This window comes from Bacillus sp. FJAT-18017 (assembly GCF_001278805.1).
GTDB lineage: Bacteria > Bacillota > Bacilli > Bacillales > Cytobacillaceae > Bacillus_D.
On sequence record NZ_CP012602.1, the window covers coordinates 2,648,096 to 2,671,828 of the forward strand.

General features: G+C 40.6%; 28 protein-coding genes and 1 pseudogene. 9 read left to right on the forward strand and 20 right to left on the reverse strand.

Translation table 11 applies throughout. The features are described 5' to 3' along the window. The first annotated feature begins 20 nt into the window (after positions 1–20). Positions 21–998 carry an NAD(P)H-quinone oxidoreductase gene (locus AM500_RS12400; protein WP_053599485.1) on the forward strand — a complete coding sequence of 326 codons (978 nt, stop codon included), beginning with the start codon at positions 21–23 and terminating at the stop codon, positions 996–998. A 104-nt stretch (positions 999–1,102) separates the two neighbouring features. Here the strand turns inward: AM500_RS12400 and AM500_RS12405 are convergent, their stop codons facing one another. Together AM500_RS12405 and AM500_RS12410 are read right to left on the reverse strand one after the other, a co-directional pair. After that, the gene (locus AM500_RS12405) at positions 1,103–1,942 is read right to left on the reverse strand and encodes an SPL family radical SAM protein (protein WP_053601712.1); all 840 of its coding nucleotides are present in this window, start codon (positions 1,940–1,942) and stop codon (positions 1,103–1,105) included. Positions 1,943–2,056: 114 nt separating this feature from the next. Continuing rightward, positions 2,057–2,812 (reverse strand): class I SAM-dependent methyltransferase, encoded by a 756-nt coding sequence (locus AM500_RS12410; protein WP_053599486.1) that lies wholly within the window; start codon positions 2,810–2,812, stop codon positions 2,057–2,059. 119 nt (positions 2,813–2,931) lie between these two features. Between AM500_RS12410 and AM500_RS12415 the strand changes: the two genes are divergently transcribed. Together AM500_RS12415 and AM500_RS12420 are read left to right on the forward strand one after the other, a co-directional pair. Continuing rightward, positions 2,932–3,198 (forward strand): hypothetical protein, encoded by a 267-nt coding sequence (locus AM500_RS12415; RefSeq protein ID WP_053599487.1) that lies wholly within the window; start codon positions 2,932–2,934, stop codon positions 3,196–3,198. A 181-nt stretch (positions 3,199–3,379) separates the two neighbouring features. Further along, the gene (locus AM500_RS12420) at positions 3,380–5,215 is read left to right on the forward strand and encodes a beta/alpha barrel domain-containing protein (protein WP_053599488.1); all 1,836 of its coding nucleotides are present in this window, start codon (positions 3,380–3,382) and stop codon (positions 5,213–5,215) included. Between the two features lie 63 nt (positions 5,216–5,278). Here AM500_RS12420 and clpP read toward each other — a convergent pair whose 3' ends face one another. The 6 genes from clpP to AM500_RS12450 form a co-directional block, all read right to left on the reverse strand. Next, a complete protein-coding gene (clpP, locus tag AM500_RS12425) occupies positions 5,279–5,860 on the reverse strand; it encodes an ATP-dependent Clp endopeptidase proteolytic subunit ClpP (RefSeq protein ID WP_053599489.1) in 582 nt (193 codons plus the stop codon). A 16-nt stretch (positions 5,861–5,876) separates the two neighbouring features. Beyond that, positions 5,877–6,548 (reverse strand): sigma-70 family RNA polymerase sigma factor, encoded by a 672-nt coding sequence (locus tag AM500_RS12430; RefSeq protein ID WP_053599490.1) that lies wholly within the window; start codon positions 6,546–6,548, stop codon positions 5,877–5,879. A 168-nt stretch (positions 6,549–6,716) separates the two neighbouring features. Beyond that, positions 6,717–7,640 carry a tetratricopeptide repeat protein gene (locus AM500_RS12435; protein WP_231687991.1) on the reverse strand — a complete coding sequence of 308 codons (924 nt, stop codon included), beginning with the start codon at positions 7,638–7,640 and terminating at the stop codon, positions 6,717–6,719. Positions 7,641–7,651: 11 nt separating this feature from the next. Beyond that, on the reverse strand, positions 7,652–8,368 hold the full coding sequence (locus AM500_RS12440) for an NAD-dependent protein deacylase (RefSeq protein ID WP_053599491.1): 717 nt from the start codon (positions 8,366–8,368) through the stop codon (positions 7,652–7,654). Between the two features lie 575 nt (positions 8,369–8,943). Then, positions 8,944–9,330, reverse strand: coding sequence for a YidH family protein (locus AM500_RS12445; RefSeq protein ID WP_053599492.1), 387 nt, complete (start codon positions 9,328–9,330; stop codon positions 8,944–8,946). Between the two features lie 68 nt (positions 9,331–9,398). Continuing rightward, positions 9,399–9,893 (reverse strand): GNAT family N-acetyltransferase, encoded by a 495-nt coding sequence (locus AM500_RS12450; RefSeq protein WP_053599493.1) that lies wholly within the window; start codon positions 9,891–9,893, stop codon positions 9,399–9,401. Positions 9,894–10,089: 196 nt separating this feature from the next. Here AM500_RS12450 and AM500_RS25500 point away from each other — a divergent pair, with 196 nt between their 5' ends. The 3 genes from AM500_RS25500 (at position 10,090) to AM500_RS12460 (ending at position 11,508) form a co-directional block, all read left to right on the forward strand. Next, positions 10,090–10,218, forward strand: coding sequence for a small, acid-soluble spore protein, alpha/beta type (locus AM500_RS25500; RefSeq protein WP_155922220.1), 129 nt, complete (start codon positions 10,090–10,092; stop codon positions 10,216–10,218). A gap of 160 nt (positions 10,219–10,378) precedes the next feature. Then, positions 10,379–10,978: a CBS domain-containing protein gene (locus AM500_RS12455; protein WP_053599494.1), complete on the forward strand. Its 600-nt coding sequence runs from the start codon at positions 10,379–10,381 to the stop codon at positions 10,976–10,978. Positions 10,979–11,142: 164 nt separating this feature from the next. Further along, entirely contained in the window at positions 11,143–11,508 is a 366-nt protein-coding gene (locus tag AM500_RS12460; RefSeq protein WP_053599495.1) for a hypothetical protein, read from the forward strand. A gap of 104 nt (positions 11,509–11,612) precedes the next feature. Here AM500_RS12460 and AM500_RS12465 read toward each other — a convergent pair whose 3' ends face one another. The 3 genes from AM500_RS12465 to AM500_RS12475 form a co-directional block, all read right to left on the reverse strand. Then, positions 11,613–12,548 carry a WD40/YVTN/BNR-like repeat-containing protein gene (locus AM500_RS12465; protein WP_442853971.1) on the reverse strand — a complete coding sequence of 312 codons (936 nt, stop codon included), beginning with the start codon at positions 12,546–12,548 and terminating at the stop codon, positions 11,613–11,615. 112 nt (positions 12,549–12,660) lie between these two features. Beyond that, positions 12,661–13,422, reverse strand: a complete 762-nt coding sequence (locus AM500_RS12470) for an alpha/beta hydrolase (RefSeq protein ID WP_053599497.1) — start codon at positions 13,420–13,422, stop codon at positions 12,661–12,663. Positions 13,423–13,496: 74 nt separating this feature from the next. Then, on the reverse strand, positions 13,497–13,835 hold the full coding sequence (locus AM500_RS12475; RefSeq protein WP_053599498.1) for a YolD-like family protein: 339 nt from the start codon (positions 13,833–13,835) through the stop codon (positions 13,497–13,499). Positions 13,836–14,037: 202 nt separating this feature from the next. Here AM500_RS12475 and AM500_RS12480 point away from each other — a divergent pair, with 202 nt between their 5' ends. Both AM500_RS12480 and AM500_RS12485 read left to right on the forward strand, forming a co-directional pair. Further along, entirely contained in the window at positions 14,038–14,832 is a 795-nt protein-coding gene (locus AM500_RS12480; RefSeq protein ID WP_053599499.1) for an STAS domain-containing protein, read from the forward strand. 257 nt (positions 14,833–15,089) lie between these two features. Further along, entirely contained in the window at positions 15,090–16,046 is a 957-nt protein-coding gene (locus tag AM500_RS12485; protein WP_053599500.1) for an NAD(P)-dependent alcohol dehydrogenase, read from the forward strand. 394 nt (positions 16,047–16,440) lie between these two features. Here AM500_RS12485 and AM500_RS12490 read toward each other — a convergent pair whose 3' ends face one another. The 7 genes from AM500_RS12490 to AM500_RS26100 form a co-directional block, all read right to left on the reverse strand. Beyond that, the gene (locus tag AM500_RS12490) at positions 16,441–17,073 is read right to left on the reverse strand and encodes a type 1 glutamine amidotransferase family protein (protein ID WP_053599501.1); all 633 of its coding nucleotides are present in this window, start codon (positions 17,071–17,073) and stop codon (positions 16,441–16,443) included. Positions 17,074–17,147: 74 nt separating this feature from the next. After that, on the reverse strand, positions 17,148–18,110 hold the full coding sequence (locus AM500_RS12495) for a helix-turn-helix transcriptional regulator (protein WP_053599502.1): 963 nt from the start codon (positions 18,108–18,110) through the stop codon (positions 17,148–17,150). 23 nt (positions 18,111–18,133) lie between these two features. After that, positions 18,134–18,412, reverse strand: coding sequence for a hypothetical protein (locus tag AM500_RS12500; protein ID WP_053599503.1), 279 nt, complete (start codon positions 18,410–18,412; stop codon positions 18,134–18,136). A gap of 315 nt (positions 18,413–18,727) precedes the next feature. After that, positions 18,728–18,874, reverse strand: coding sequence for a hypothetical protein (locus AM500_RS25840; RefSeq protein ID WP_197282587.1), 147 nt, complete (start codon positions 18,872–18,874; stop codon positions 18,728–18,730). Positions 18,875–19,407: 533 nt separating this feature from the next. After that, positions 19,408–19,920 carry a DinB family protein gene (locus tag AM500_RS12505; protein WP_053599504.1) on the reverse strand — a complete coding sequence of 171 codons (513 nt, stop codon included), beginning with the start codon at positions 19,918–19,920 and terminating at the stop codon, positions 19,408–19,410. 194 nt (positions 19,921–20,114) lie between these two features. Beyond that, positions 20,115–21,005: a hypothetical protein gene (locus tag AM500_RS12510; protein WP_231687992.1), complete on the reverse strand. Its 891-nt coding sequence runs from the start codon at positions 21,003–21,005 to the stop codon at positions 20,115–20,117. After that, positions 20,926–21,480, reverse strand: a complete 555-nt coding sequence (locus AM500_RS26100; protein WP_231687993.1) for a hypothetical protein — start codon at positions 21,478–21,480, stop codon at positions 20,926–20,928. The genes AM500_RS12510 and AM500_RS26100 overlap by 80 nt, the downstream gene beginning before the upstream one ends. A gap of 253 nt (positions 21,481–21,733) precedes the next feature. Between AM500_RS26100 and tnpA the strand changes: the two are divergent. Beyond that, positions 21,734–21,942, forward strand: a pseudogene (gene tnpA, locus AM500_RS26105) (IS200/IS605 family transposase). A gap of 295 nt (positions 21,943–22,237) precedes the next feature. Here the strand turns inward: tnpA and AM500_RS12515 are convergent. Next, the gene (locus AM500_RS12515) at positions 22,238–23,200 is read right to left on the reverse strand and encodes a hypothetical protein (protein ID WP_053599505.1); all 963 of its coding nucleotides are present in this window, start codon (positions 23,198–23,200) and stop codon (positions 22,238–22,240) included. Continuing rightward, positions 23,169–23,705 (reverse strand): RNA polymerase sigma factor, encoded by a 537-nt coding sequence (locus tag AM500_RS12520; RefSeq protein ID WP_053599506.1) that lies wholly within the window; start codon positions 23,703–23,705, stop codon positions 23,169–23,171. Before AM500_RS12520 ends, AM500_RS12515 begins: the two co-directional genes overlap by 32 nt. Positions 23,706–23,733 lie beyond the last annotated feature (28 nt).

Below are 23,733 nucleotides of genomic sequence, written 5' to 3' on the forward strand. Positions count from 1 at the left end.
CTATGAAAGGAGGCTCTTTAATGAAAGCAATCAGTGTAAAACAACCAGGCGGTCCAGAACAATTACAAATTGTTGAGCATGATAAACCAATCCCTAAAGACGGAGAGGTTTTAATCAAGGTAAAAGCTGCCGCTGTAAATCGAACAGATATCGTAACCAGACAAGGCAAATCGGGATATATGACTAATCCGATTTTAGGTGTTGAAGTTGCCGGAATTGTAGAACAAGCGGGCACAGGAGCAAGTATAGCTGTCGGCACGCCCGTCATGGGGCTTGTGAATGGGGGCGGCTATGCAGAATATGCCGTTATGCCGGCTGAAAGAGCGATGGTGATTCCGGAAAACCTAACATTCGAGGAAGCTGCAGCGATTCCTGAAGTTTTTTTGACCGCATATCAAACGCTATTTTGGATCGGTCAATTGCGTGCTGGTGAAACCGTTTTGATTCATGCTGGAGGTAGTGGAGTTGGAACAGCGGCGATTCAACTTGCGAAACAAATTGGACATGCGAATGTCATTACAACCGCAGGTTCCAATGAGAAACTGGATTTTTGCCGGTCAGTGGGTGCTGATGTATGTATAAACTATAAAGAACAGAATTTTGACGAGGAAGTCATGAATGCGACCAATAATAAAGGCGTAGATTTGATTCTCGATTTTATAGGCGCATCTTATTGGAAGAAAAACCTTTCATGTATAAAAGTAGATGGCCGATGGGTGTTAATTGGGATATTAGGTGGCGCGGAAATAGAAAAAGTAAATTTAATGGACTTGATGGCCAAACGGATTCAATTGACCGGAACGCTGTTAACACCGAGAAGCGATGAATACAAGGCAGCTGTAACATCAGAACTTGCCTCTAAAACCATGGAGCTCTTTAGCAATAACAAGCTTCGTCCAGTTGTTGACCATGTATTCCCACTTGATCAAGTCCAACAAGCACATGAACATATGGAGGACAACAAAAATATTGGAAAGATTATTCTAAGGGTAAATTAACGTATATTATGAGGATGAACTTTTTATAAGGAACCTTATCGGGGATGTTTCAGCTTTGCTGGAACGCCCCCTTATTAGTTTCCGCCGGCAACAAAATTCCTGTTTTATAACTTCGTTGGGAAGGCTCCTTGTTTCGATACTCGCACCCTTTCAGCTGGAAAAAACTTTTTAAAATATTTTTCGGTCCGCACATGGATATCTTTTTCATACCATTTTGATACCCCATATTCCTCAAAAAGATTCGGCATCCCCAACTGTTCCGACCGTTTGCCCATTGAGCCATCGCCGATTGTTAATGTGTCAATCCAGACGTGCTCTGCTGTCCCGAGGAGTATTTTCGGAAAGTCAGGTGTAAATGGCAAAACAGGAGAAATCGATGCCTGAGTTGTAATTCCTGCATCATGGACCTCTTTTAGTGCCTTCAACCGCAAATGAATGCTGGGTGCGTACGAGGCAAATATTTGCTTGATATCCTCTCGATCTGTTTCAATGGTCATTGATACAAGCACTTCGCATTCATCTTTTAATTGTACCAACAGGTCAATATCTCTCGTAATTAGTGGACTGCGTGTCTGTATTTGGAGGAAATCTGGTGGGAACTCAATCATTTTCTCAAGCACCGCACGGGTAATTCTGGCCTTCCGTTCCACAGGTTGATACGGATCTGTAGCGGAAGATATAAAAATATTTGCCTTTTTGCCCTTGTCTCGCAATTTTTTTAACTCTTTTTGATAGTTTTCCGCCGCGTTTGTTTTTATGTCCACCCATTCACCCCAAGGAATTTCCTTGAATTTTTGAATTGGCATCTCCCTTACATAACAATATCTGCATGCAAACCCACACCCGCTATAAGGATTTAATGAATGTGTAAATCCTACATCTAAATAACCCTTTGTTTCGGTCAAAATCTTCTTTGAAATAATAAGATTGGTCTCCGTATTTATCACTCCTCTACACTGTTTTAATTTTAAAAAGGCATCTATTATCTGACATTATTAGAAACCTAACGGATTAAAGTTTGAAAAAAATAATCAACTGATTCTATACAGCTCCAGCCATTATTTTTGAGCCAGAATTGTGAATTCCCAGGGGATATTTTCTCCCTTCCAACCGGGATGTTCGTCAAACCTGGTTAATATAAAACCAGATTGAACAACAGAATTGATAATTTCACTCAATGTAAAGTACCTAACTGAAACGTCGGGGAAATCCTCTTGCTCGGCCTTTTCGAAAAACCTTTTAAAGGAAACCTCACCATCACGGATTCCTTCATCAAAATATGTAGGCTGGATGTCGAACCTTTCCCCGTTTTTGGAAAAACATTTTCTTAAAGGATGAAAATCACTAAGTATCATTTCCCCGCCCTCTTTTAACAAGGAGTAAAGAATATACATAAAACGGTTGAGATTATGAAAATAGTGAAGAATGCCCCCTTCTAAATATAGCACGTCAAATCGCCCTCCATATCGGTTGAGGTCAATGTCATGAATATCTGTAACGATATAGGTAATCTTTGTTTGTGCGCCTTCCGCCAGTTCAAGTGCATACCGCTTGTTTTCTTGTGAAATATCAAACACTGTAACTTCAGCGCCTAAAAGTGCCAGCGGGACTGCTTTTCTTCCGTTGGACCCACAAAGATTAGCAATCTTTTTTCCGGCAACCTCGCCAAAATAACCAGAATGCTTCTTCAAATGTCCTCTTGGGTTTGTTGCTATTTTGGCTGCCAGCTCTTTAGGCATACCATATTGTTTCACCCAAAATTCATATGCCCGGTACTCCCAGGCTCTTTTGTTCTGTATACTTTGTTCGTTCAATGAGATTACCCCCCTTTTGCATCAGTTAAGTATTCGCCAGGAGGTTAATTTTTCCTTCAAAGCTTTGTATACAACTATATAAATATGGAAAAAACTGTACAGAGAACGGAGGGTATCCAATGATCCGATTATTTTTGACTATTTCATTTATCGTTTTCCTCTTTATATCATGGCCGGCAATCGAGGAGCAGCTGGACAATCCAGATAAAGCAATTGAACGGGTCCAGACTGAACTCAATTCGCTCAGGAACAACCCTGAAGTAATGGACGCGGCCTTTGCGCTGATTGACGACTTTCAGGAACTTCTCAAACAAACATGGGTGTTAATCAGAGAAATTAACGAGGACCATCCAACTCCTGCGCCACAGGAAGCCGAAAGTATCTAATGGGTTTTCTGTGGCCATCTTATTCACATTTCAGACACGACCACCTGGCTCTTACTCCATGAAAGACGGACAACTTGGAACAAATTCTAACCAAAATCTTGTTCCATACACTCCACATCATCATCCAACCTATCCCACCATATGGTAAAATAGGCGGAGATAGTGTTGAGAGGTGATTTCGTTGCCAGATTGGTCGTACCATCCCCTTTTTAAACCATTACTAACGAAGCTTCCCCCTGCTGTTGGCCGGGAGTTTATTCATCGTGGGATGAGCCTGCTTTCATCTAATCCTCTTGGAGAAAGACTCATAGAATTTCTTGGCCATATGTCCCCTTCCCGCACATTGCAAAAGCATTTTTTTGACACTGAGTTTTCGACTCCGGTGGGCTTAGCTGGCGCAATCGATCCAGAGTTATCAGGGTTAAAAGCTTTTCAAAACCTCGGTTTTGGTTTTATAGAAGTTGGTCCAGTTTCTATGGAAGGAACGCCAATGGATAACACTCTTCATTTTGACGAAAAAAATGCCAGAATTACAGGCCTCACAGGAAATTCAATTTCACTCGAAACTGCGATAGCCCAGTTACATTCGCTAAAAATGAAAAAAGTACCCTTCTTCATTAGGGTACGTGGAAATTTGAACGAATTAAACCAACTATGCGAATCGCTTCTGCCCTATGGTGATGCTTTTATACTGGAAAGCGAGTATGCAGGTTCACCAGCCAAATTCAGCCAATTGAGAGACAGGATAGGAAAACCATTCATTCTCACCTTTAAGGAAAGAAACCTTACTAATCTAGAAAGCTATAAACCTGATGGGCTGCTTATAGAAGGAGATTCTTGCGAACAAATTGGCGAATCAATAGAACGAATTAAGAAACACCTTGGCAATAATATTCCGGTTATCACTTCTGGAGGGGTAAATGAACCTGCTGATGCCCTGCTACTTTTGGAAAAAGGTGCGTCGCTTATCATGCTTGGTCAGGAATACATATTTACCGGCCCTGGCCTGCCAAAACGGATTAATGAAGCATACTGCTATAAGACCAACCCAAAACCAACAATAAATAAAGGCTGGATCTGGTATTGGCTGTTCGGGATGGCAATTCTGATTGGCGGGTTCGTTGCGCTGTATTTTAGCATGACAGATGTGATTCTTCCATATGATGAATCTTTCCTCGGCATTTTCCGTGAAGACATTTTGAGCTTTAGCCCTGAGATTCTTTACTTTATGGCGCATGATCGCATGACGCTGGCCGGCACGATGATTTCAGGGGGGATTCTCTATATCCAGCTTGCCAGACATGGAATCAGATACGGTCTCCATTGGGCAAGAAAAGCAGTCAATATCGCGGGAATAATCGGTTTCCTAGGCATCCTTTTATTCATTGGATATGGCTATTTCGATTGGCTGCACGGTTTATTCTGGCTGATTCTATTGCCTTTGTTCATTATGGCATTTTTAAAAACGAAAGACGCAGCAGAATCGCCGGTCAGTACAAACCTTTTCAACACCAAGGCCTGGAAACTTGCCATGATAGGGCAGCTTTGCTTTGTAGTATTAGGTGCTGCATTGGCAGTTGGAGGATTGGTCATCTCGACCGTTGGCGTATCAAATGTTTTTGTTCCAAGCGATCTTCAATTTCTTTGTTTATCTCCAGAAATGCTGGACGAATTCAACAATAAATTGATTCCAGTTATTGCCCATGACAGGGCAGGCTTTGGGAGTGCATTGCTAAGTGTGGGCCTGCTCGTGTTAATGCTCGCGTTATGGGGAATCCGCGAAGGTGAGCGCTGGGTTTGGTGGACCTTCACAATTGGCGCTATTCCAGCATTCATTGCCGGGATTGCGACCCATTTTATTATTGGGTACACCGATTTCTTTCATCTGCTGCCTGCTTATTTTGCGTTCCTTTTGTATTTAGCTGGTGTGATTTGCACTGCACCATTTTTATATGCGAAAGGCAGTACATCGATCATTGCTTCATCTAGGGATAAGTCCGCATTAAGCTCTAATTAGCTTTCTTAGTTAAATAAGCCGGCTAGTCCCTGCAGGGAGACTAGCCGGCTTTAACTTTTATCCTTAATTCTTACTTATTATTTTGTCTATTATCCCGTAGTCCAGAGCCTCCTGGGCACTCATGAAGAAGTCTCGGTCAGTGTCTTTTGCCACCTTTTCAACTAGCTGGCCAGTGCGTTCAGATATGATTCCATTAATATGTTCGCGGAGCTTAAGGATCCTTTTTGCTGAAATCTCAATTTCCGTGGCCTGGCCCCTTGCTCCTCCCAGTGGCTGGTGAATCATAATTTCGCTGTTTGGCAGTGCATAACGCTTACCCTTTGCTCCTGCCAATAGAAGCATTGCCCCGAATGAAGCGGCCATCCCGATGCAAATGGTGCTGATTTCCGGCTTAATCAACTGCATTGTATCAAAGATCGCAAACCCCGCACTGGTTGAGCCGCCCGGGCTGTTAATGTAAATGGAGATGTCCTTCTCGGGGTTATCAGCTTCAAGAAACAAAAGCTGCGCAATTACACTATTTGCAACTTGGTCGTTAATTTCGTCTCCGATAATGACAATTCGGTCCTTTAACAGCCGTGAGTAAATATCATACGAACGTTCCCCGCGGCTGGAGTGTTCAATCACATATGGTATCGCACCCATACATTTCGCCTCCCTATTAAGCTGCCATGCAATATGGTTTGAGAGGTTTGCTGCTGGAATGCTTTTGAGAGGCCAGCTTTCGAACATCTGCAAGGGAAGGGATTTGCTGTAGGTGTTTAATTAGAATAGCCGGGTCTTCACGCTTCAGAGACTCGTGTAAAAGTCCAGATAATACCTCGACTTCAGTTGCTTCAACCTGATCAGTAAGAGGACGTAAATGCTCATACTCCAACCGTTTTCTTGCGCGATGCAGCAAAGACTTTATCGCCATTTCTGAGGTACCGACGATTTCCGCTATCTCCTTTGCCTGATAATTAAAACCTTCCTTTAATGTGAAAATGACGGCCTGCTTGAGAGTTAATTTTTGTAAAAGATGGTTTACTGCATCAAGTGTACCTTCTGTTGATGTACTGGAATCAGGGTAAGCCTGTTCATCAGGTATGCCGACCACCTCAAATTTCCTCTTTCTGATTGTATCAATCCATTGATGATAGGCAATCTTTTTCAGAAGCGGTTCGGTAAATTGCTCTGGCTCATAAGTCTGGATAGCCTTTAAGAGCGTACTCTGGAACAAGTCGTCAGATTCCCATTTATTTTTGGTCAAAAAACTGCAGTATTTACCCAGTCCTGTAAAACTATTCTTTTCCCTGGAATCCCTTTTATCAGGCAAGTTCGAGCTTGCTAGCATTCTCGTTCACTCCTTTGAAACCTCTCTGCCTCTATAACGATGCGCTGCAGGGAAAAGATACGGGCAGAAAAACTAATTTTATACAGTATATCCATCAAGGGCGGATTAAGTTTACAAAAAGGAGTATTTTACGATATTGGTCCCATAAACCGAACCATGCCGATTCCCCTATTTGGTATATTCTGGATTATTATGCTGATCACATCCAAACAGGTAGCATTCATGAAGTACAGAAGTGGAAAAATCCATTGGAGGGGTATATCCGGAATGGATTTTATCAATTATTTGGGCGTATTCGCGTTGATGGTTAGTTAATTCTCGAATATAATCTTCTTTTTCTGCTGGGGTCCATTCTTCATCACAATCATCATTCGTTTCAGCGATTCTTTCCTCTATTTCTTTGATAACCTCTTGCTGGATATCCAATGCTGAAGGCAGGTCATCGGCTTTCAATAAGGCAAAGATATACCGTCCAAGCCAGGTTGGGTCTTTAGCGTACGTTTCCCATCCTTTTGAAAACCAATAAATTGCCATTTTATAATCGCCAAGCTCCACATATAGATCGGCAACATCGATTTCTCCGACAAAGTGATCATCTTCTTCTGAAAACTGGCTCAACTTTTGAAAGGCTTCTTCCTTCCTCCCCAGTTCCGCCAGGCATTTTATGTGGCTATATAGCGAAAGATCTGAAGGCTCTGAACCTCGCAGGAAGGAGTCTGCGGCAGCTTCTAATTTTCCTAATTTGTAATAGGCAGTGGCCAGGTTATAAAAGGCAGTTTTAGTTGGATGGATGGAAACCACCTTTTGGAGAACATTCCTTGCTTCTTCCCACTTCTCCCGCCGTACATATACCTCGCCCAGCATATTGTATGGAAAATGTGAGTGGGGTTGCATCTTTATAGCTTCTTTCAAGAGTGGTATTGCCTTGGAATCATCATCTTCTTCATAACAGTAGATCCAGGCTAAGTTGTTTAATGACTGCACATCCCTAGAAGATTTTACTGCTTCGTGAAAAAGCTTGAGTGATTCGTCAAACCGATTTTCTTCTAGAAGTTCAATTGCACGCTGATTAAGATTGTTATTAATGCGCACTCCATCTCCTTTTAGAATGATTGATCCAGCGTCTGAAGTAATTCACCAATTTTCACATCATGAATGACCAAATCGGCTCGGTTATCGAGTTCTGTTTCTTCCAAATTGACGATGACTAGTTTCGCGCCTGCCATCTTCGCGATTTCCGGGAAAACATTGGCCGGGTAAACACTGAGTGATGAACCCATGACAATGAACAAATCTGCGCGACGGGCTTCTAGTTCAGCTTGCTGGACTGCTTTTTCAGGCAGCATCTCCCCGAACAAAACGACAGAAGGACGAAGGAAACCGCCGCATTCTTCACAGGACTTGCCTTCCTCCATGAACAGATCGATTGGATACCTTCTCCCACAATCATTGCAGTGACATGTTCTGAGTGTTCCATGCAGCTCAGATACCTGGTTATTGCCGGCGCGGTGGTGGTAACCATCCACGTTCTGGGTGATAATCGATTGGATGCGGCCTTCGCGCTCCCATTTCGCAAGGATTCTATGGCCCTGGTGCGGCTTGTGCTCTCGAAGGTTTTCAACCCTGTGCCTATAAAATTTTATGAATTCATTTGTATTTTCTTTCATCGCCCGGGTGCTTGCAAGCTGCATCGGATCAGCACCGTGCCAAATCCCGTTGGTCCCACGGAAATCCGGAAGTCCTGCTTCTGTACTCATTCCCGCCCCAGTGAAAACAACAGTATGGGTGGCTTTGTCTAAAAATCTTTTCAACTCTTCCATCCTATAACACCTCGCAGATGTATTTTCTGTTTTTCGCAGTCCAGTTTAAGCAAAGTCGACACGTTTTTCTGAAGCTATCAGCCAAACGGATAACGTTATAACATTTTTCAAGCATGATGGAGATAGGTCAATCAAAGTTTTTGTTACAATTTTTACCAAAATCTACACGCTTGAGTTCCTGTTTCTTCTTTTTATCGAACGTTTTTCCGGTTTATCGGTCTAGTATAATTTTTATCGGTCCAACAGAAATTTTATCGGTCCAACCGCCGCCACCCACTTCGATTATGGGCAAAAAGGTATGTCTGTTTGTATGCTAACCGGCATTCCATAAACCGAGTTCCTCTGACAGGAGTATTGACCCTTTAATCATGTATAGAACCATGCTCCTTCCTAAAGCCCGTAGCTATACACTTCTTCATATTCGTTTTAAACTCCTGCATGTTTTCATGCAAATATCCGACAAGTTAAGAGTGTTAACAAAATCCCCATAATTTTATGAAGCAGCGTAACTATTTCCAATAAAAAACACCTGCAAAAATCTTTGCAAGTGCCGTTGTGGTGTATAGGGTGACAATTTAAAAGTTAACCATTGTAAAATATACGCCAAAAAATATCGCAATCAGGATAATAAATATTCCTAGGCCGATGATTGATCTCTTCGGTGCCCGGAATGATTGAGTATTGATGGCATCAATTTTTCTGATGTAAGCCATAGTTGCCATCACAATCACAATGATGCCAAGCAGGACGGAAGAAATGCCAATCAGATTCGCAAATAAATCCCCGGCCGGCGTCAGGCTAGTCTTCATGGTGAAATGCAGATTGGTGACAAGAAAGCCAACCCCAATAATTGCAATAGCCGTCCTAATCCAAGCAAGGTAGGTCCTCTCGTTGGCCAGGTGCTGCTGGATATATTTTGATTCAGTTGTCTGTGTCTTAGTCTCTTGTTTAGCGTCGTCCAAATTAAATCACTCACAGTTTGAGTTATAGTGTTTTCCTTATTCTATACCCAGCCTTCCTGCAAAAATCCCTATAAAAGCTTGTACATATAGTACTCGTTTACATATTCCCCATTTATCTTTAAGGAGTGGACTTTTTCACCTTCTATGACGAAGCCCATTTTTCTGTATAGATTAAAGGCGCGATCGTTGTTTTTAATAACTGTAAGCTCCAATCTCGTGATGTTCTTTTCATTTGCCCACTCAAAAACCTGATTGAACAATTGGCTTGCTACGCCTTGGCCGCGGAATTTTTCATCAACTCCAAGAACCAGATAAGCTGAATGGCTCTTCCGTCTGACGGTACCGCCAAGTGCAGCAATAAACCCGGCAAGTGCGCCTTCTGACTCGGCAACGAAGAATATCGATTTCTCCTCCGCCATAACTTTTTCAAGGATTTTCCTCTGCTGTTCGGCGGTCGTTTGCTTCTCCCCCGGTTCATACAGCATAAAGCCAGACTCCTCTATTCTCTTGCTAAGCTCAAGGAATTCTTCTGCATCAGTAATTTCGATTGGACGGATAATCATATTTATTCCCCCTATTCCCCCGGCAGCATAACATCACCGCTGTCTATATTTTTTATTAATAATAATACATCATTATTAATGTAAAAATAGTTTCTTTCCCTAATTTTTCCGATAACTGAATCAGGTTTTTTGAATAGGATAGAATAAGCCTGAGCAATCCATTAGTGCTTAATCCTTCGTAAGGAGTGATAAGTGAATGGCGGATAAAAAACCAACAATTCCTGGATCCAAGGGCATTAATCGCCTTAAGGAGGAAATCGCCAGGGAATTAGGTGTCCATCTGAATATTTCCACCAAACCCAGACGCAACAATAAATCGAAGTGATGGCCCACTTTGCTTACAAGGCGACTTCATCCGGCAGGAACAAAACAAAAAGCTGTCCAACAGGGCGGCTTTTTGGTTTTTAAAAAATAAAGGGTATTCAGGCCTAAATGTAGAATATATATAATCGGGTATGAACATTTAGGATGGAGGAGAAATAGAAATGAAACTTCAGCAGTTTATTGTTAACAGAGAGGAAGTGCAGTACCTGACCGAAAAGGCGACCATCAAAGAGGCTTTAGCTTTCCTTGATGAAACGGGTTTCCGCCGTGTTCCGGTTTTGGATTATGCTGGGAAACGATTCCTCGGCAATGTTGAAAAAATAGACATATTTGAATACACAGGTGACCAAAGTGACAGCATCGAGAAGATTCTTAAGGAATCTGATGGATTCGCACATGCTGAAGATTCGTTCAAAAAGATATTTTCCAGTATTAAGAGGCTTCCTTACCTGGCACTTGTCAACAGAGCAGATGAGTTTGTTGGTATCTTGACCCATGCGCAAATTATGAATCTTCTGGAGGATACGTATAGCGATGGCATCTCACTTACCATCGGCCTGTTTGAGCAAAGCCATGCAATTGAACGAATTTCATCAATTGTCGGCAAGCATACAAGCATTCTGTCGATGTTCACGCTCGGCAGCAACAAAGCGGTCCGCCAAATTCACCTTTCGATTCCAAAAGATTCACCACGGGATACAGTCAACAAGATTGTAGATGAACTCAATGATTTGGGTTTCCGTGTGACGAATATAGAATAACCATTAAAGGGTGGAACTTTAAAATGGTTCCATCCTTTTCATTTTCCTAGCTTCCCCCTTTATATCAGGCACCAATTCAGGCGGAATTTACCTCGAAATTCTTCAGGCCGTCAGTACAAACTAACAGAGGTACCACGTACCAACACTCTTAAGGGGGCATTCGAATGCATACACAACAACATGGTGTTCAGCAAGCTTTCCAGGCGCGCCAACTTGCTCAGCAGCTTATCACTGAGACTCAACAAAGCAATCATCAGTACAGGATGATGCTGCAGCAGGAACAGCAAAATGTTCAGATGCTTGAACAAATGCTTCAGCGTGAAAAACAAGCAGTCCAAGTAATCCAGCAAAGCTTGCAAAAACATGACGTTGCCATTCAGCAATGCCAACAGCTAATTAATATCGTTAACCAGATGCAACAAGACGTTTCCTACATGCAACAGAACATGAACACAATGGGACAAACATACCAGCAAAACCAAAATCAGTTCCAAAACACGTCTCAGTTCCAAACACCGTACCAGCAGTAATGTAAAAGGGAAAGGATCCTCATCCTTTCCCTTTTATCAGCTTGTTTCGAAGCTCCATCGCTGCTTTTTTACAAGCTTGTTTTCCCTCGCCTGCAATTTTCCGCTTATTCATTAGGGCGGACCTCCGCCACAAAATCCCAAGTCAAGCCATTGTCCTTTGATGTGAATTTACCTTTTACTTTACCGCCAAGATAATCACCATTCGGTCCCTGATTGACAAGCATTGCTAACTCTTTGCCTTCTTTAACGGGGACTTCAGCCGAAACAAAGATTTCCTTATACTTTGCCGGTACACGAACCTCGGCCTTCTGCCAAGAAATCCCGCCATTCCGGGTCACATGGAGGTCCGGCTCAACAGGATTAATCGTTCCGTAGGAAAGGAATCCTGTCTTTTCATCGGTAAATCCACCATCATACAGAAGCCTCGTCTGCCCGGAATCTGCCGTCTTTCTCCAGGTCTTACCCCCATCGTGCGTCAAAAAAACACTGGAGCCTTCCTGGGACATGGTTCGGTCACCCGAAACGATGATGTAGCCAAAGGTGTCAGTCAGGAAGTCCACTTTCCGGTAGCGAACACCTGGATAGGACTCGGTCACAATTGAATTCTGCCATGTTGTCCCTTTGTTAAGTGAGTAGGTAACCATTACGCCCTCGGTTTCCCAATTGCCCCCACTCGTATGGACAAAAACCGCTCTATTCCCGGTAAGGATATAGCTATTCGGGATAAGCTCCTGCTGATTACCGTTGTATTCCCCTCCGAAAAGCTGTTCCTTTTCAACCGGTACGATTACCCATGTTTGCCCGCCGTCAAAGGTTAAGTTCAGTTCATTGTTTTGAAGAGAGTAACTCACTACTTCGTTTGTTTGAACCGGGCGCAGTTCCTCTTCCTTTGGCTGCTCTTCGGTCTGGGGTTTTGGCTGCTCCTGGCTGAGGTTCGGCTTTGTATCCATAAAAGATAATTGGTACACAAAAATTGCTGCGAACATGCTGAACATAATGAAAGCAGCAATCCCAGTAATGAATTTTTTCAAAAAACTCACCTATTTTATACAAAGTCTTGCTGCTCTTCTCTCCATGAAGGTTAGCTTCAATCATTAGCCTGGTCGAGGAGACGCTCTCTTACGACTCTGCCCTATATCAGAGGCAACGCAATTACTTTTTCTCTAACTGTCTCTTAATGAACCTAACGCATTCCTCAGCAATCAGCTCTTTGTCGTTATCGAGTGTTGCAACGTGGTAACTATTTTCCAGGTAGGTAATTTCTTTATCCTGGGACGATACCTTTTCATAAATTTCCTTCGAGTTTTCAGGCGGAACAACGTGATCAACGGTCGATGATAGGACGAGGATTGGCATTGTAACCTTATGTAAATTGCCTCTAACGATATTCATGAGTGCCATGATATCGCCCATTGACTTCACTGGTGTCTGCGGGTATGCAAGTTCTTTAATGCCTTCCTGTTTGATGTCTGAGCCAATCCCTTCGATGAACCGGACGCCACTGCTTTTAAGCTGTTTATAGTTTTTAGCCAATTCCGGCATATCAGTTGCCGCATTGATTGGCATCACCCCTGCAAGCTCTGGATGATTTTCAGCAAGGTACAACGTTAATGTACCGCCCATGGACAATCCGGCAACAAATACGGTTGAACAATTTTCCTTTACCTTTTCAAGGCCAGCTTCCACGTCACGGATCCAGTCCTCAAAGGACGCTTGTTCCATATCTTCTGGATGTGTACCGTGGCCAGTCAGCCTTGGTCCGTAAACTGTGAATCCCTGCTCGGCAATTTTTTCTCCCAAAAACCGCATACTCTGTGTCGAGCCGGTAAAACCATGGCTATTCAGCACACCAACTTCATTGCCTCGAAAGAAAAATTCCTCGGCTTCTTTTAAAACAGGATACTTTTCTTGCATGTTAACCCCTCCTAAAAGATTTTTCAGACAACTCTATTTTCCATCAGGAGGAAATTATTTTCAATTTTCAGCACTTATTCCACTATTGTTACTTCAATTAAATCGAGAAAGCCGATTCGCTTCATTTTTAAATCCGCTGTCTCAAGGTAAAGTACTTTTTTCAACTCATCAATTCTGTGCAGCATTCCTTCGTATTCTTTAAAAAATCCATCATTCCAAATTTTAATTCGCACCGGACTTGCGTATTCCATCGCAAGCAGGATGTTCTGCTCAATTTCCTCCCATTCCTGCTCATCAAGGATTGGTTTCGCTACCTTAGAATCTTCAAGCCTTGCTTCCCTCATCAGTTTCGATTGTTCAGGCATAAAGAAAGCGGATCGCCATTTCATTTTGCCACGGTCCCAAATTCCCATACTGATCACTCCTCCTCTCAGCCTCCCTTCTATTATAGAACATTTGTTCGATAATAATGCAAGAAATTATAGTTAAACAAAAATCTTTTAGAAAAGGAGCTATCACTCTAATTTGATGGAATAATCTCTCATCAGCCTGCTTACTTTTTAACCGACATGGGTAAAGACATACCATCAACTAGTATTTGAGGTAGGTAAATAAATGCGGAATAAAATTATCAGGATATTAAATGAAAATCGCCATGAACTTTTTTCTAATTGGAAAAATGAATTGCATGACAGCATCCCGAAATCGGAGCTTTCCGAGGAAGTCTTTGCAACGGAATTATTTAACTTTATTTTTGAAAGTCTAAAAATAGTTAATACGGAATCTGCTTCCCAACTTAGCCGCTTTTATTCAAAACTAATAAATTCGAACGGGTCGCTGAATTTTATCACTTATGGATGTCAGGCATTTAGAAGAATAGCCTTGAAAACCCTGCTGCATCAGGACTTAACGAAAGACGATGTTATTAAAGTTTATAATGAAATCGACCGCTGGTTCGACCCAATATTATTGCAGATCATGAATGACTGTTCGAATAATTGGGAGGAAGCTTTGTCAAAGCAGCAAGCGGAAATTCAGGAGCTGTCAGCACCTGTAATCCAGCTTTTTGAAAATATTGTTGTCCTCCCGCTGGTGGGAAGCGTAAACGAAGTCCGTGCGATGACAATTATGGAAAATCTCCTAGAGGGGATTGAAAAACACAAGGCCGAAATCGTCTTTTTGGACATTAGCGGTGTCCCGACCATTGATACCTTTGTTGCCCAGACCTTGATTAGTACGACAAGGGCTGCAAGATTATTGGGTTCTGAAAGCATCATTGTCGGAATGAGACCGGAAATTGCCCAAACCATCATCGGGCTGGGGATTAATTTAAACGAAATCCGGACATATGGTTCGCTTAACGCTGGGCTCACTTATGCTTTCAAACGGTTAAAAGTAAAGGAATTGTGATTTAAAAATACTCTAAAGTGCTTGAAAACGCTCAGAAATCAGGGCGTTTCTTTATGCACCTAAATATATTCAGAATATTTTAAAATATTAGAGGTAAAACCCTATCTTTATAATATAATCAATTTAAAGGGTATATTGATTCAGGAATTATTCTCTAACTGCTGAGCTTCATTCTCAAAGGATTGCTAGGGAGTAAGGTTATAAGTACGAAGTCGAGGCTTTCTAATCTGTTCAAACATGATATTGGAGGTTAGGCTATGAGAGCAGCTATTTATAAATCCTATGGTCCCCCTGAAGTGTTGAAGATAGAGAATGTTGAACCCCCATCCATATCGGATGAAGATCGAGTTTTGGTCAAAGTACACTGCGCTTCGGTCAATCCATATGATTACCATTTTCGAAAAGGTTATTTCCCTACCAGGTTAGAAAATGGTCTAACAAAGCCAAAAAATCATCTATTGGGTATAGATGTTTCAGGCACAGTTGAGGCAATAGGCAGTAATGTACATAAATTTCAGGTTGGCGATCATGTATTTGGAAGCTGTCTCGGATCGCATGCAGAATATGTCTGTCCCCGTCAGAATGTCCTCAGTCTTATTCCGAAAAACATTTCCTTTGAGGAAGCCGCAGCTGTCCCCTGTGCTGCCCAGACAGCACTTCAAGCCTTGAGAAATGTAGCCGGGTTAAAGCAAGGACAAAGGGTTTTGATATACGGTGCATCTGGCGGCGTCGGACACTGTGCTGTTCAGCTGGCCCGATATTTTAAGGCGGAGGTAACCGCTGTTTGCAGTACCTCGAATCTCCAGTGGGTTAAAGACCTGGGAGCAGATCACGTAATCGACTATACAAAGGAAGATTTCTCGAATAACGGGATAAAGTACGATGTGATTCTAGATGTAGTTGGTAAGCGGAGCTTCTTTAGCTGTTTGCGTTCTCTAACAGATACTGGTGTTTATATTACGGAAAACCCACTCTATCCGATGTATCACCCCATTCAATTGCTAATAAGTTCTATGATTGGCCGTAAGAAAGCCAAGATTCATCTTGCGAAACCAAATGACTCTGATTTGGACTTCTTGCGAGGGCTTTTGGAGGAAGAGAAACTAAAACCCGTTATTGAGAAGTGCTATCCTTTTGATCAAATTGTAGACGCCCATAGGCATGTTGAAAATGGGCATACAAAGGGGAAAGTCGTCCTACGGTTTGTGCATTGAGAAATAGCTAGCAATAAAGGAAACCTGGGACATTGACGAACGAGTTCCGTTTTAAGGAGAACATTAAAATAGTGTTGTATTTAGTATATAAATAGTATAAGAAAAAAGGCAGCAATTTCATTGCCTCTTTTCTTATGGTGTTTATACTTTATCAGTTGTTCTTTTTCATAAGCACCCGTTACTTTAAGTACAATTCTTAACAAACTTCTTTCAGGAATGTTGCACGTATCTTCAATAAGGGGTAGCGTCAGGAAAATGCGGATTTACAACGATAAGGAAATTCCAAATTAAAAAGCCTAACTTCTCTGCAAAACAAAATAGAGAAAGTGAGCTTTTCAGTTACTTCATTATTTTTATTTGAACTAATATAAAACTGCTAAGTTGATTTTTTAGCTCAGCTATTTATTGAATTCATTAACTGGAAGTAGTATTCAGGTTTATGAGTCTTATTTAGGTTATACCATGAATGTAATGTATCTGGTGCAAATACATCTAATTTTTTCAGTACTTCCATCGCAAATTCCAGAGGAGCTATTCCTGATGCAGTAACTAAATTCGCATCAGATACCGCAGATCCCACCTCATAGAACTTTTCTCCTTTATAGTTAGGACATACCATTTTAGTGTATTCTAAATTATTACTTGTATGCTTTCTAGTATCTAAGTATCCCATATTCGCAAGGGCCTCAGTTGCACCACAAATTGCAGCAACAATAGTGCCAAGCTTTAAAGCTTGGCCAATTCTTTCCAAGATAGGTTGATGAATTTCTTCACTCCAAGTAGTTCCTCCTGGTAAAATTAAAAGATCTTTACTCTCAAGAGTACATTCATCAAGGGAAATATCTGGTTTTATGCTCAGTCCTCCCATAGTAGTAATCATTTCTTTATTAGCTCCTACTGTAATTACTTTTAAAGGTGCTAAATCTTTTTTGAAATATCTTCCTGAGTTTAGTTCAGCAATTAAATATCCATATTCCCAGTCCGACATTGTATTAAATACATATAGAAAAACTTTTTTTGTTTGCATCCAATAACACTCCAATCACAATTGATATAGCTATTATAATAAAACTCCCCTGACAGTTAACGTCAGGGAAGTTATCATACTTGATGAAATTTTATTAATTCCGACAGAACTTCAATAAGTCTTTTCTTAAGACTTATTGGCTCAATAACTTTAATAGATTTATTGTACGGTAAAAGTAAATAAGGTACATATGTATGTATCATATCTTTTTCAAGAAGAAAAACTGCTTGATTTGAAGTCCGTTCTTGTAAATAATGTCCTAAAAACCAATGTTGGCAAATATCAGCCAATACACTTTTATCCCCATTAATAACCAAAGAAATAATCCCTTCCTTATCTTCTATAGTGGGAAGAAGACTTTTTATAAAAAAGTCACGTGCTGAAAAATTTTCTGGCCGGTTAAACTTATTTTCGGTTAGCATTAGACTTTCAATTCGATCTACTCTAAAACTACGGATATCATTCCTAAGATGACAAAATCCAATCACATACCACTTATTATTCCAATAGATAATTCTGTACGGATCGACCAATCTATAATTTAATTGCTTTTCGCCACTTTTATGGTAAAGAATTTTTACTGAGTACCCGTCAGCAACGGCCTGCTCCAACTCCTTCAAAAAAGGTTCCATAGAGAGTGAACTTAATCGACTTATTACTTCAAGACTAGTTAAATGTTGGTTTATCTTTGTTTCCTGCTCTTGATTTGAATATTTACTTAGTTTTGAAATGGCCCTACTTAGTGCTTCACCTCCATAATATCCAGCTTCTTCTGCAAAAACAGCAGCGTGAAATAGTGAAGTTTGCTCCTCAAAATCAAAAAAAAGAGGAGCCTCAATAAAATTGTTCAATAAAGTGTATCCACCGTTATGTCCTGGTTCTGAAATTATAGGTACGCCACTTGTTGAAATTGTATCAATATAACGATACACAGTCCTTATATTCATCTCTAACTTTTCTGAAATTTGTTTTGCAGTAATTTTTTCACCTGAACGAAGCATCCATAGAATTGCTAACATATTGTCAATTTTAGGCATATAATTCCACCTCTATATGAAATTTATTTTCTATTATATATTTCCGATTTTTGGTATAACTCATCAACTGTTCCTTTCCGATAGCTTTCTATAAAAATAGGATCTCCAACTATATCATCTTGCCCGATAACGAACCAAGTTTCCTTCCAATCTCCGTTATAAGAGCCAACTAGTGATTGCTCTTCAATATCAACTCTGTAACCTGATTGTTCATTCTCTAGTTGTGAATTTGCAAGGATGGTAAAACCATTGTATCCAATGGAAATCTCTCTTTTTATTAAACAACTTATACATTCATTCATAAGGTCCTCCTACACAGTTTGCACCTATCCAGAAAAGAAAAACTTCTTTAACTATCCCCGTATGTTCAATAAGTAATTCAACAAAAACATTCATGATTCCTTCGACTCCCAACCCAGGCATGAAAATATAAATCTTCCCAATCTTTTCTTTAAATATGTTGGGGCATTACAAAAAGACGCCCTCTTATTAAAGAAGTGCGCCCTTTAATGAAATAACTATAATAAGTTCTTAATCCTAAAATTACTTACTAACGCTCCCGGTAATTAAAGAAGAATGTTTGTTTATTATTGTTTGGAGAATAACCAGAATCCAATTCAATTCTTATAAAGAAATTCACCGATTGAATAAATTAAAGAAATAAAGGGTAGCACAACAAAAAAGAAAAACCAAAAGAAATCCCCACTTTTTACATTAATCATAGGATGTTTAATTTCTTTTTTTATTTTTACCCCTATCTCCATTACTATCACTCCTTTTCTAACAGACTTTATCTATTTTCAAAAAAATTCATTTCTCATTTAACCAAAACTGTAGTAAAGGATATACCCTTTCTTGAAGAAAAGCAACCCGTTAATCAGATATTTCAAATACGTATATTCACTACTTTGATCCCCTTTAAAAAAGACCCATTTATTCACTAAGCTAAACTGGTATTTTTAGTGGTTTCTTCATAAACTCACTAAAATTCAACGTGAATATCCCTATTTTTTTACAGATGTTGTTCCACTAAATGTCACGATTGTTGAATAAAAGCTAAAGACGCTTCTTAAACTGCCCCGTTTGTTTAATAAGGATTTCTGTTATATTGTGTATGGTCATCAAAAAATTGAACTTAAGGTGAATGCCAGAAAAAAACCTCCTGTTCATCCCCATATGAAAGTTGGGCTGCTTCCTTTACTTTACAATTCATCCTCTCCTGGATTAACGCGATCGTTCCATAGTTAAAATTTCTTTTTCCCTTTTCTTAACAAGGATTCTGTTGATAATCAAAGCTTTATTGCCTGGCATCTAATAGTAATTTTATTTCTTTTATTTGTTCAGTGTGTCGCTGTTCATGCAAATATACCTGTTCAATCCATTGGTCAAGTGGTAATTCACCTAAGGCAGGATGCCTAATTGACTTTTCCGCCAAAATCGATTTATCCTCTATTGTACTAAGGAAAGTCAGAAATTTTTCTCTAGACTCGTTTAACAGTTCAATAATTGATTGAACTTCAAATGGTTCAAAATCTGGTTCAACGATTTCGGGAGCTTTAAACTTTTTCGTTCGGTCCAATATTAGATCAACGTTTTTACGTTCGGTTGGTGTATTATCAATCTTTTTTAATCCCCATGAAATAGCCTTTATTGTTGCCTGTTCCACTAGTACTAAGTGATGACAAACTTGTGCTATACTCCACATATTCATACCTATCCTAGTATTAAGTTGAGTATTATCTAATGAAGTAATCTCCTTTATTAAGTTAATTCTCGTTTCATGCAGATTGTCATTTTCTAAGTTGCTCATGAATTTCTCCCTTCACCAGAAAGTAAATATCCAGGTTCCTATTCTGTATATATTCTTTAAGATAGTATTCTTTGAGTATTTTTGCTATCCTTTAATGATTTCCTTCTTAAACAAACTTCTTTGTTACGTGAACCTCACCCACCAAATGCGCCGCACTTGGAAGGTGCTTCATTTGACTTAAATACAGTCTACGCTTAGCTGTGAGACAATGCTTTTGTCTCGAGCGCCGAGTGAAGACTACTTAATGAAGCCAAAGTCTGCCATGTCCTTTTTGCCAATTCAGGGACTTTTGCCTGAATGGACAACCTTTCCATTTCTGAAAAGGGTTTTGTGAGTTCCCGGATAAAGTATCTTGCACCGATATTGTAGGAAGCAGAGAGGTCTGCATGATAGACTTTGCCAGTGGTGAATGTGGCCAGGTCTTTCTTTTGGTTCCGGGAGACAAATCCGCTTCCGTCGAAGGCTAATGCACTCGTATTGCGGGCGTTGATACGGGATATACGGACCCCGTTATAATGAGCCGTCTCTGTTACCTTGTTTTGAATGGCCGTTTTCCGCCAGTAGTGGAGTTTGAAGCGCAGCCGCCTGGCTCCGTAGAATCCTTTCGGGACCTTCATTTTCTTCAGGTACTCAAATACGATCACGTCGGCCCCGTGTTGTTTTGCAAACCCAACAATGTTGTGGCATGTGTCATAAATGATATGGGTTTGCAATCCACGGATTCTTCTCCAAAAGTTTGGTGCTCCTATCCTCCCTGACTTCCGCTGTGCCTTTTTCAGTTTGTTCGTCAGTCGATACAACCGGTCTTTTTCTTTGGCTTGGTTAATAAACTTCCGAGCCAGGACAGTTCCGTTTGCATCAATGATGGAACAAACAGCCGAGTTGGTTAGCCCCAAGTCCACAGAACATACAATTCGGTCCTTGGTTTTCGTTTTATTCAGCTTAATATCCTTCTCATAAGAAATGTTCAGGAAGTATTTCTTACCCACACTGACCAGTTTTGGATTACATTCCTTCCAATCCCATACATCCCGCTTGTAAAGGTCTTGTTCTTTTGAATTGAATATCCATCCATACCCAATCATTTTGATGGAACACCTTAATACGGGCTGTGCAATCACCAGTCCGTTCGAACATATTCCCTTTATAAAAGACGGGAAATTCATGGTGATCCAAAGTTAAGGATGGCGGATTCTTTTTAAAGGTCTTTCCTTCTTGATGAGCCAGTTCTTTTTCCTGGTGCCAATTTTGAAGTAATGAACGGTAGCTTTTCACTTTACCATAAGCTGTAGCGATAGCGGAACGGCGGAAGTAAGACGGAAACTTGTAAAATGTTTGGTTGAACTGAGGGTATTTTGGTTGAGGATTCTGCGAGGTGCGATGAATGAGCTTTTCGACAAGCGTAACCATACTTTTTGTAGAGATACCATCAAAGTTTGGTATCTCCCTATCTATCACATCAATCAAGAAATGAAGAGCCTGATTATAAATTTCGACAGTTGTATCAAAGAGACGAGAATGATTGGTAATTTTATATCGCAAGGTTTTCGTCTGCATCATCACAGAATCCTCCTTTCTTGAAGGTGTAATGTATGGTACTATTTTACCATTATTTAGGTTTGGTTGTAAAAGAAGATGGAGAGATGAAATGAAGGAACACAACCAGGATAGACATGCATTGGCATAAAACAAACTTACTTATCATTTAGTTGTCATCACAAAATATCGTCATCCTTGTATCACCAAACCAATGATGGAAGGTTAAAAGAAATCATCATTGAACTTTTTGAAATGGGATTGCGAATTAATTGAAATGAACGGAGAGCCCGACCATATCCACATTTTATTTGACGCTCCACTGCAAATCCAACTTTCTAATATCATTAATAGTTTAAGACTGTAACCTCCCGATTAATCCGCAAGCAATTTGGAGAACATTTGTGTCACTACTATTGGAAACTGTATTTTTGGGGTCTTAGTTACATGGTAGTATCCACGGGTGGGGCAACGGTTGAGTCATAAAAAAATATATTGAAGAACAAGGCAAACGAGAAAAATAAAGAAAGGGTGACTAACCCCCACCAAATCAGAGATTTGGAAGGGGAATGCGTCACCCATCTTGTTCAAAACGCAACCACTTAGACAATGGCTCCAGGTTTCTAACTATTTAACCATTTGCATTTCGATATTTCTTCTCCACAAAGTAAATTGGCTGATTCCCTAGACGAAAATGGGATATCTTTCTGGCGAGTTTGGTGCGTAAACCAATAACTAAGAGCTTGCCACCTGCACTTCATTAGCTTTACTTATTTAGATATTATTCCTGTTCTCCCGGGATTCTAACTTCAAATTCACCCGAATTGCCCAGGGCTTCAATTTCGTAGTTACCGCTCTTAAGAAAAGTGACAGTTCCGGAGTAACCGGTAAACACTTTGCCGTCTGTGGCCCGGATAAATTCATCCTCTTTTTTAAAATTAAACTCCTGACTGAAATCTTCTTTAAGGTTATGGATCTTAACTGTGACTTGGGAAGGAAGGTCAGCTCCTTCTAACTCAAGCGGTACATCTTGATACTCGCCTGCAAAGATTTTCGATTGTGATAATAGCAAGGTAGCCTTTTTAAACTCGATATATGGCTCATAAACATAAATTGGATAGTTTGCGAACTGCTCACCATTTATTGTGTATTCCAGCTCCCATAGCCCATCAGTTGGAAAAACGGGGAAACTTGTCAGAAGGTGTGCGTCCGCATCGAAATGTTTTCCAGCCAATGGCTGATCTACAAGTGTCAAATCCTCTCCAGTTTCTTTATGAGTCGCGGTTAATGTAAGCTTTTTTCCAATTAATTCATCGGAATTTCCCCAGATAAACACCATTACCTTCGAACTTCCCCTATAATCATTGGCAACCCACTCTTTTGGTCCCATGATACTTGCCTTTTCGGAAATGCCGTAGTTTGTATCCATGCCAACCAAACCATTCTTCCCATCCCTGAGACCAAAATAACTAAGTCCGAATTTTTCTTCAATATCTATATTTCCTGTGGATCCTTGCTGTTTTTGGCTTGTGAATTCAGTAATATATAAAATCGGAATAATAATAAACATGGCGGCTAGTGCTGCCCATATGCCAGCTTTCTGAGGAAACATCCCCCATTTTTGCTTTGGCGGTTGAGCTTGTCTTATTTTCATAACGGTCTCCTGTCTCTTCCGCTCATCCATTTCAAACGTTGGTAACTCGCCCATTTTTTCAAGAAGATCTTTGCCTGTCAGCTGTTCCATTGGGCATCTCCTCCTTCATCATCTCATTTAGCTTTTTAACCGCCCTATGAAAGGTCACATTCACCTTCGAGACGCTCCAGCCCAACACGTTTGCGGCTTCTGCAGCGGAAAGTTCAGCTATGCCTTTCAACAGGACCACTTCCCGATAGCTTTGTTTTAGCCTGGAGATGGATTGATATAAATGGGCATGCTCTTCTTTACGAAGATACAGATGATCGGTTAAATTTGAATTTGTTTCTTCCTGGGAAGCTATAAGTGTTCCCTTTATTTTTTCCCAAAGATTGCGTTTCCTGTAATGATCAATCGCGGTATTCCGTGCGATTGATATTAGCCAGGTTTTTGGATTTGCATCACTTCTGAACGAATCAAACGCATAAATAGCCCTCAGGAAAGTGTCCTGGACCAAATCCTCAACATCCCTGGTGCCTGTATAATATACAAGATAATTAAACACATCTTTTTCATAATGGTTAAACCAATGCTCTATTTGCCGGCCGGCATCCATTCTTTATCTTCCCCTTTCAACAAATAAG

Bases quoted from the DNA above. Each gene is read 5' to 3' on its own strand.
- AM500_RS12400 (WP_053599485.1), top strand. From the start codon at position 21: ATGAAAGCAATCAGTGTAAAACAACCAGGCGGTCCAGAACAATTACAA.
- AM500_RS12415 (WP_053599487.1), top strand. From the start codon at position 2,932: ATGATCCGATTATTTTTGACTATTTCATTTATCGTTTTCCTCTTTATA.
- clpP (WP_053599489.1), bottom strand. From the start codon at position 5,860: ATGGGTGCGATACCATATGTGATTGAACACTCCAGCCGCGGGGAACGT.
- AM500_RS12430 (WP_053599490.1), bottom strand. From the start codon at position 6,548: ATGCTAGCAAGCTCGAACTTGCCTGATAAAAGGGATTCCAGGGAAAAG.
- AM500_RS12440 (WP_053599491.1), bottom strand. From the start codon at position 8,368: ATGGAAGAGTTGAAAAGATTTTTAGACAAAGCCACCCATACTGTTGTT.
- AM500_RS12450 (WP_053599493.1), bottom strand. From the start codon at position 9,893: ATGATTATCCGTCCAATCGAAATTACTGATGCAGAAGAATTCCTTGAG.
- AM500_RS25500 (WP_155922220.1), top strand. From the start codon at position 10,090: ATGGCGGATAAAAAACCAACAATTCCTGGATCCAAGGGCATTAATCGC.
- AM500_RS12455 (WP_053599494.1), top strand. From the start codon at position 10,379: ATGAAACTTCAGCAGTTTATTGTTAACAGAGAGGAAGTGCAGTACCTG.
- AM500_RS12460 (WP_053599495.1), top strand. From the start codon at position 11,143: ATGCATACACAACAACATGGTGTTCAGCAAGCTTTCCAGGCGCGCCAA.
- AM500_RS12470 (WP_053599497.1), bottom strand. From the start codon at position 13,422: ATGCAAGAAAAGTATCCTGTTTTAAAAGAAGCCGAGGAATTTTTCTTT.
- AM500_RS12475 (WP_053599498.1), bottom strand. From the start codon at position 13,835: ATGGGAATTTGGGACCGTGGCAAAATGAAATGGCGATCCGCTTTCTTT.
- AM500_RS12480 (WP_053599499.1), top strand. From the start codon at position 14,038: ATGCGGAATAAAATTATCAGGATATTAAATGAAAATCGCCATGAACTT.
- AM500_RS12485 (WP_053599500.1), top strand. From the start codon at position 15,090: ATGAGAGCAGCTATTTATAAATCCTATGGTCCCCCTGAAGTGTTGAAG.
- AM500_RS12490 (WP_053599501.1), bottom strand. From the start codon at position 17,073: ATGCAAACAAAAAAAGTTTTTCTATATGTATTTAATACAATGTCGGAC.
- AM500_RS12495 (WP_053599502.1), bottom strand. From the start codon at position 18,110: ATGCCTAAAATTGACAATATGTTAGCAATTCTATGGATGCTTCGTTCA.
- AM500_RS12500 (WP_053599503.1), bottom strand. From the start codon at position 18,412: ATGAATGAATGTATAAGTTGTTTAATAAAAAGAGAGATTTCCATTGGA.
- AM500_RS25840 (WP_197282587.1), bottom strand. From the start codon at position 18,874: ATGGAGATAGGGGTAAAAATAAAAAAAGAAATTAAACATCCTATGATT.
- AM500_RS12505 (WP_053599504.1), bottom strand. From the start codon at position 19,920: ATGAGCAACTTAGAAAATGACAATCTGCATGAAACGAGAATTAACTTA.
- AM500_RS12510 (WP_231687992.1), bottom strand. From the start codon at position 21,005: ATGATTGGGTATGGATGGATATTCAATTCAAAAGAACAAGACCTTTAC.
- AM500_RS26100 (WP_231687993.1), bottom strand. From the start codon at position 21,480: ATGATGCAGACGAAAACCTTGCGATATAAAATTACCAATCATTCTCGT.
- AM500_RS12515 (WP_053599505.1), bottom strand. From the start codon at position 23,200: ATGGAACAGCTGACAGGCAAAGATCTTCTTGAAAAAATGGGCGAGTTA.
- AM500_RS12520 (WP_053599506.1), bottom strand. From the start codon at position 23,705: ATGGATGCCGGCCGGCAAATAGAGCATTGGTTTAACCATTATGAAAAA.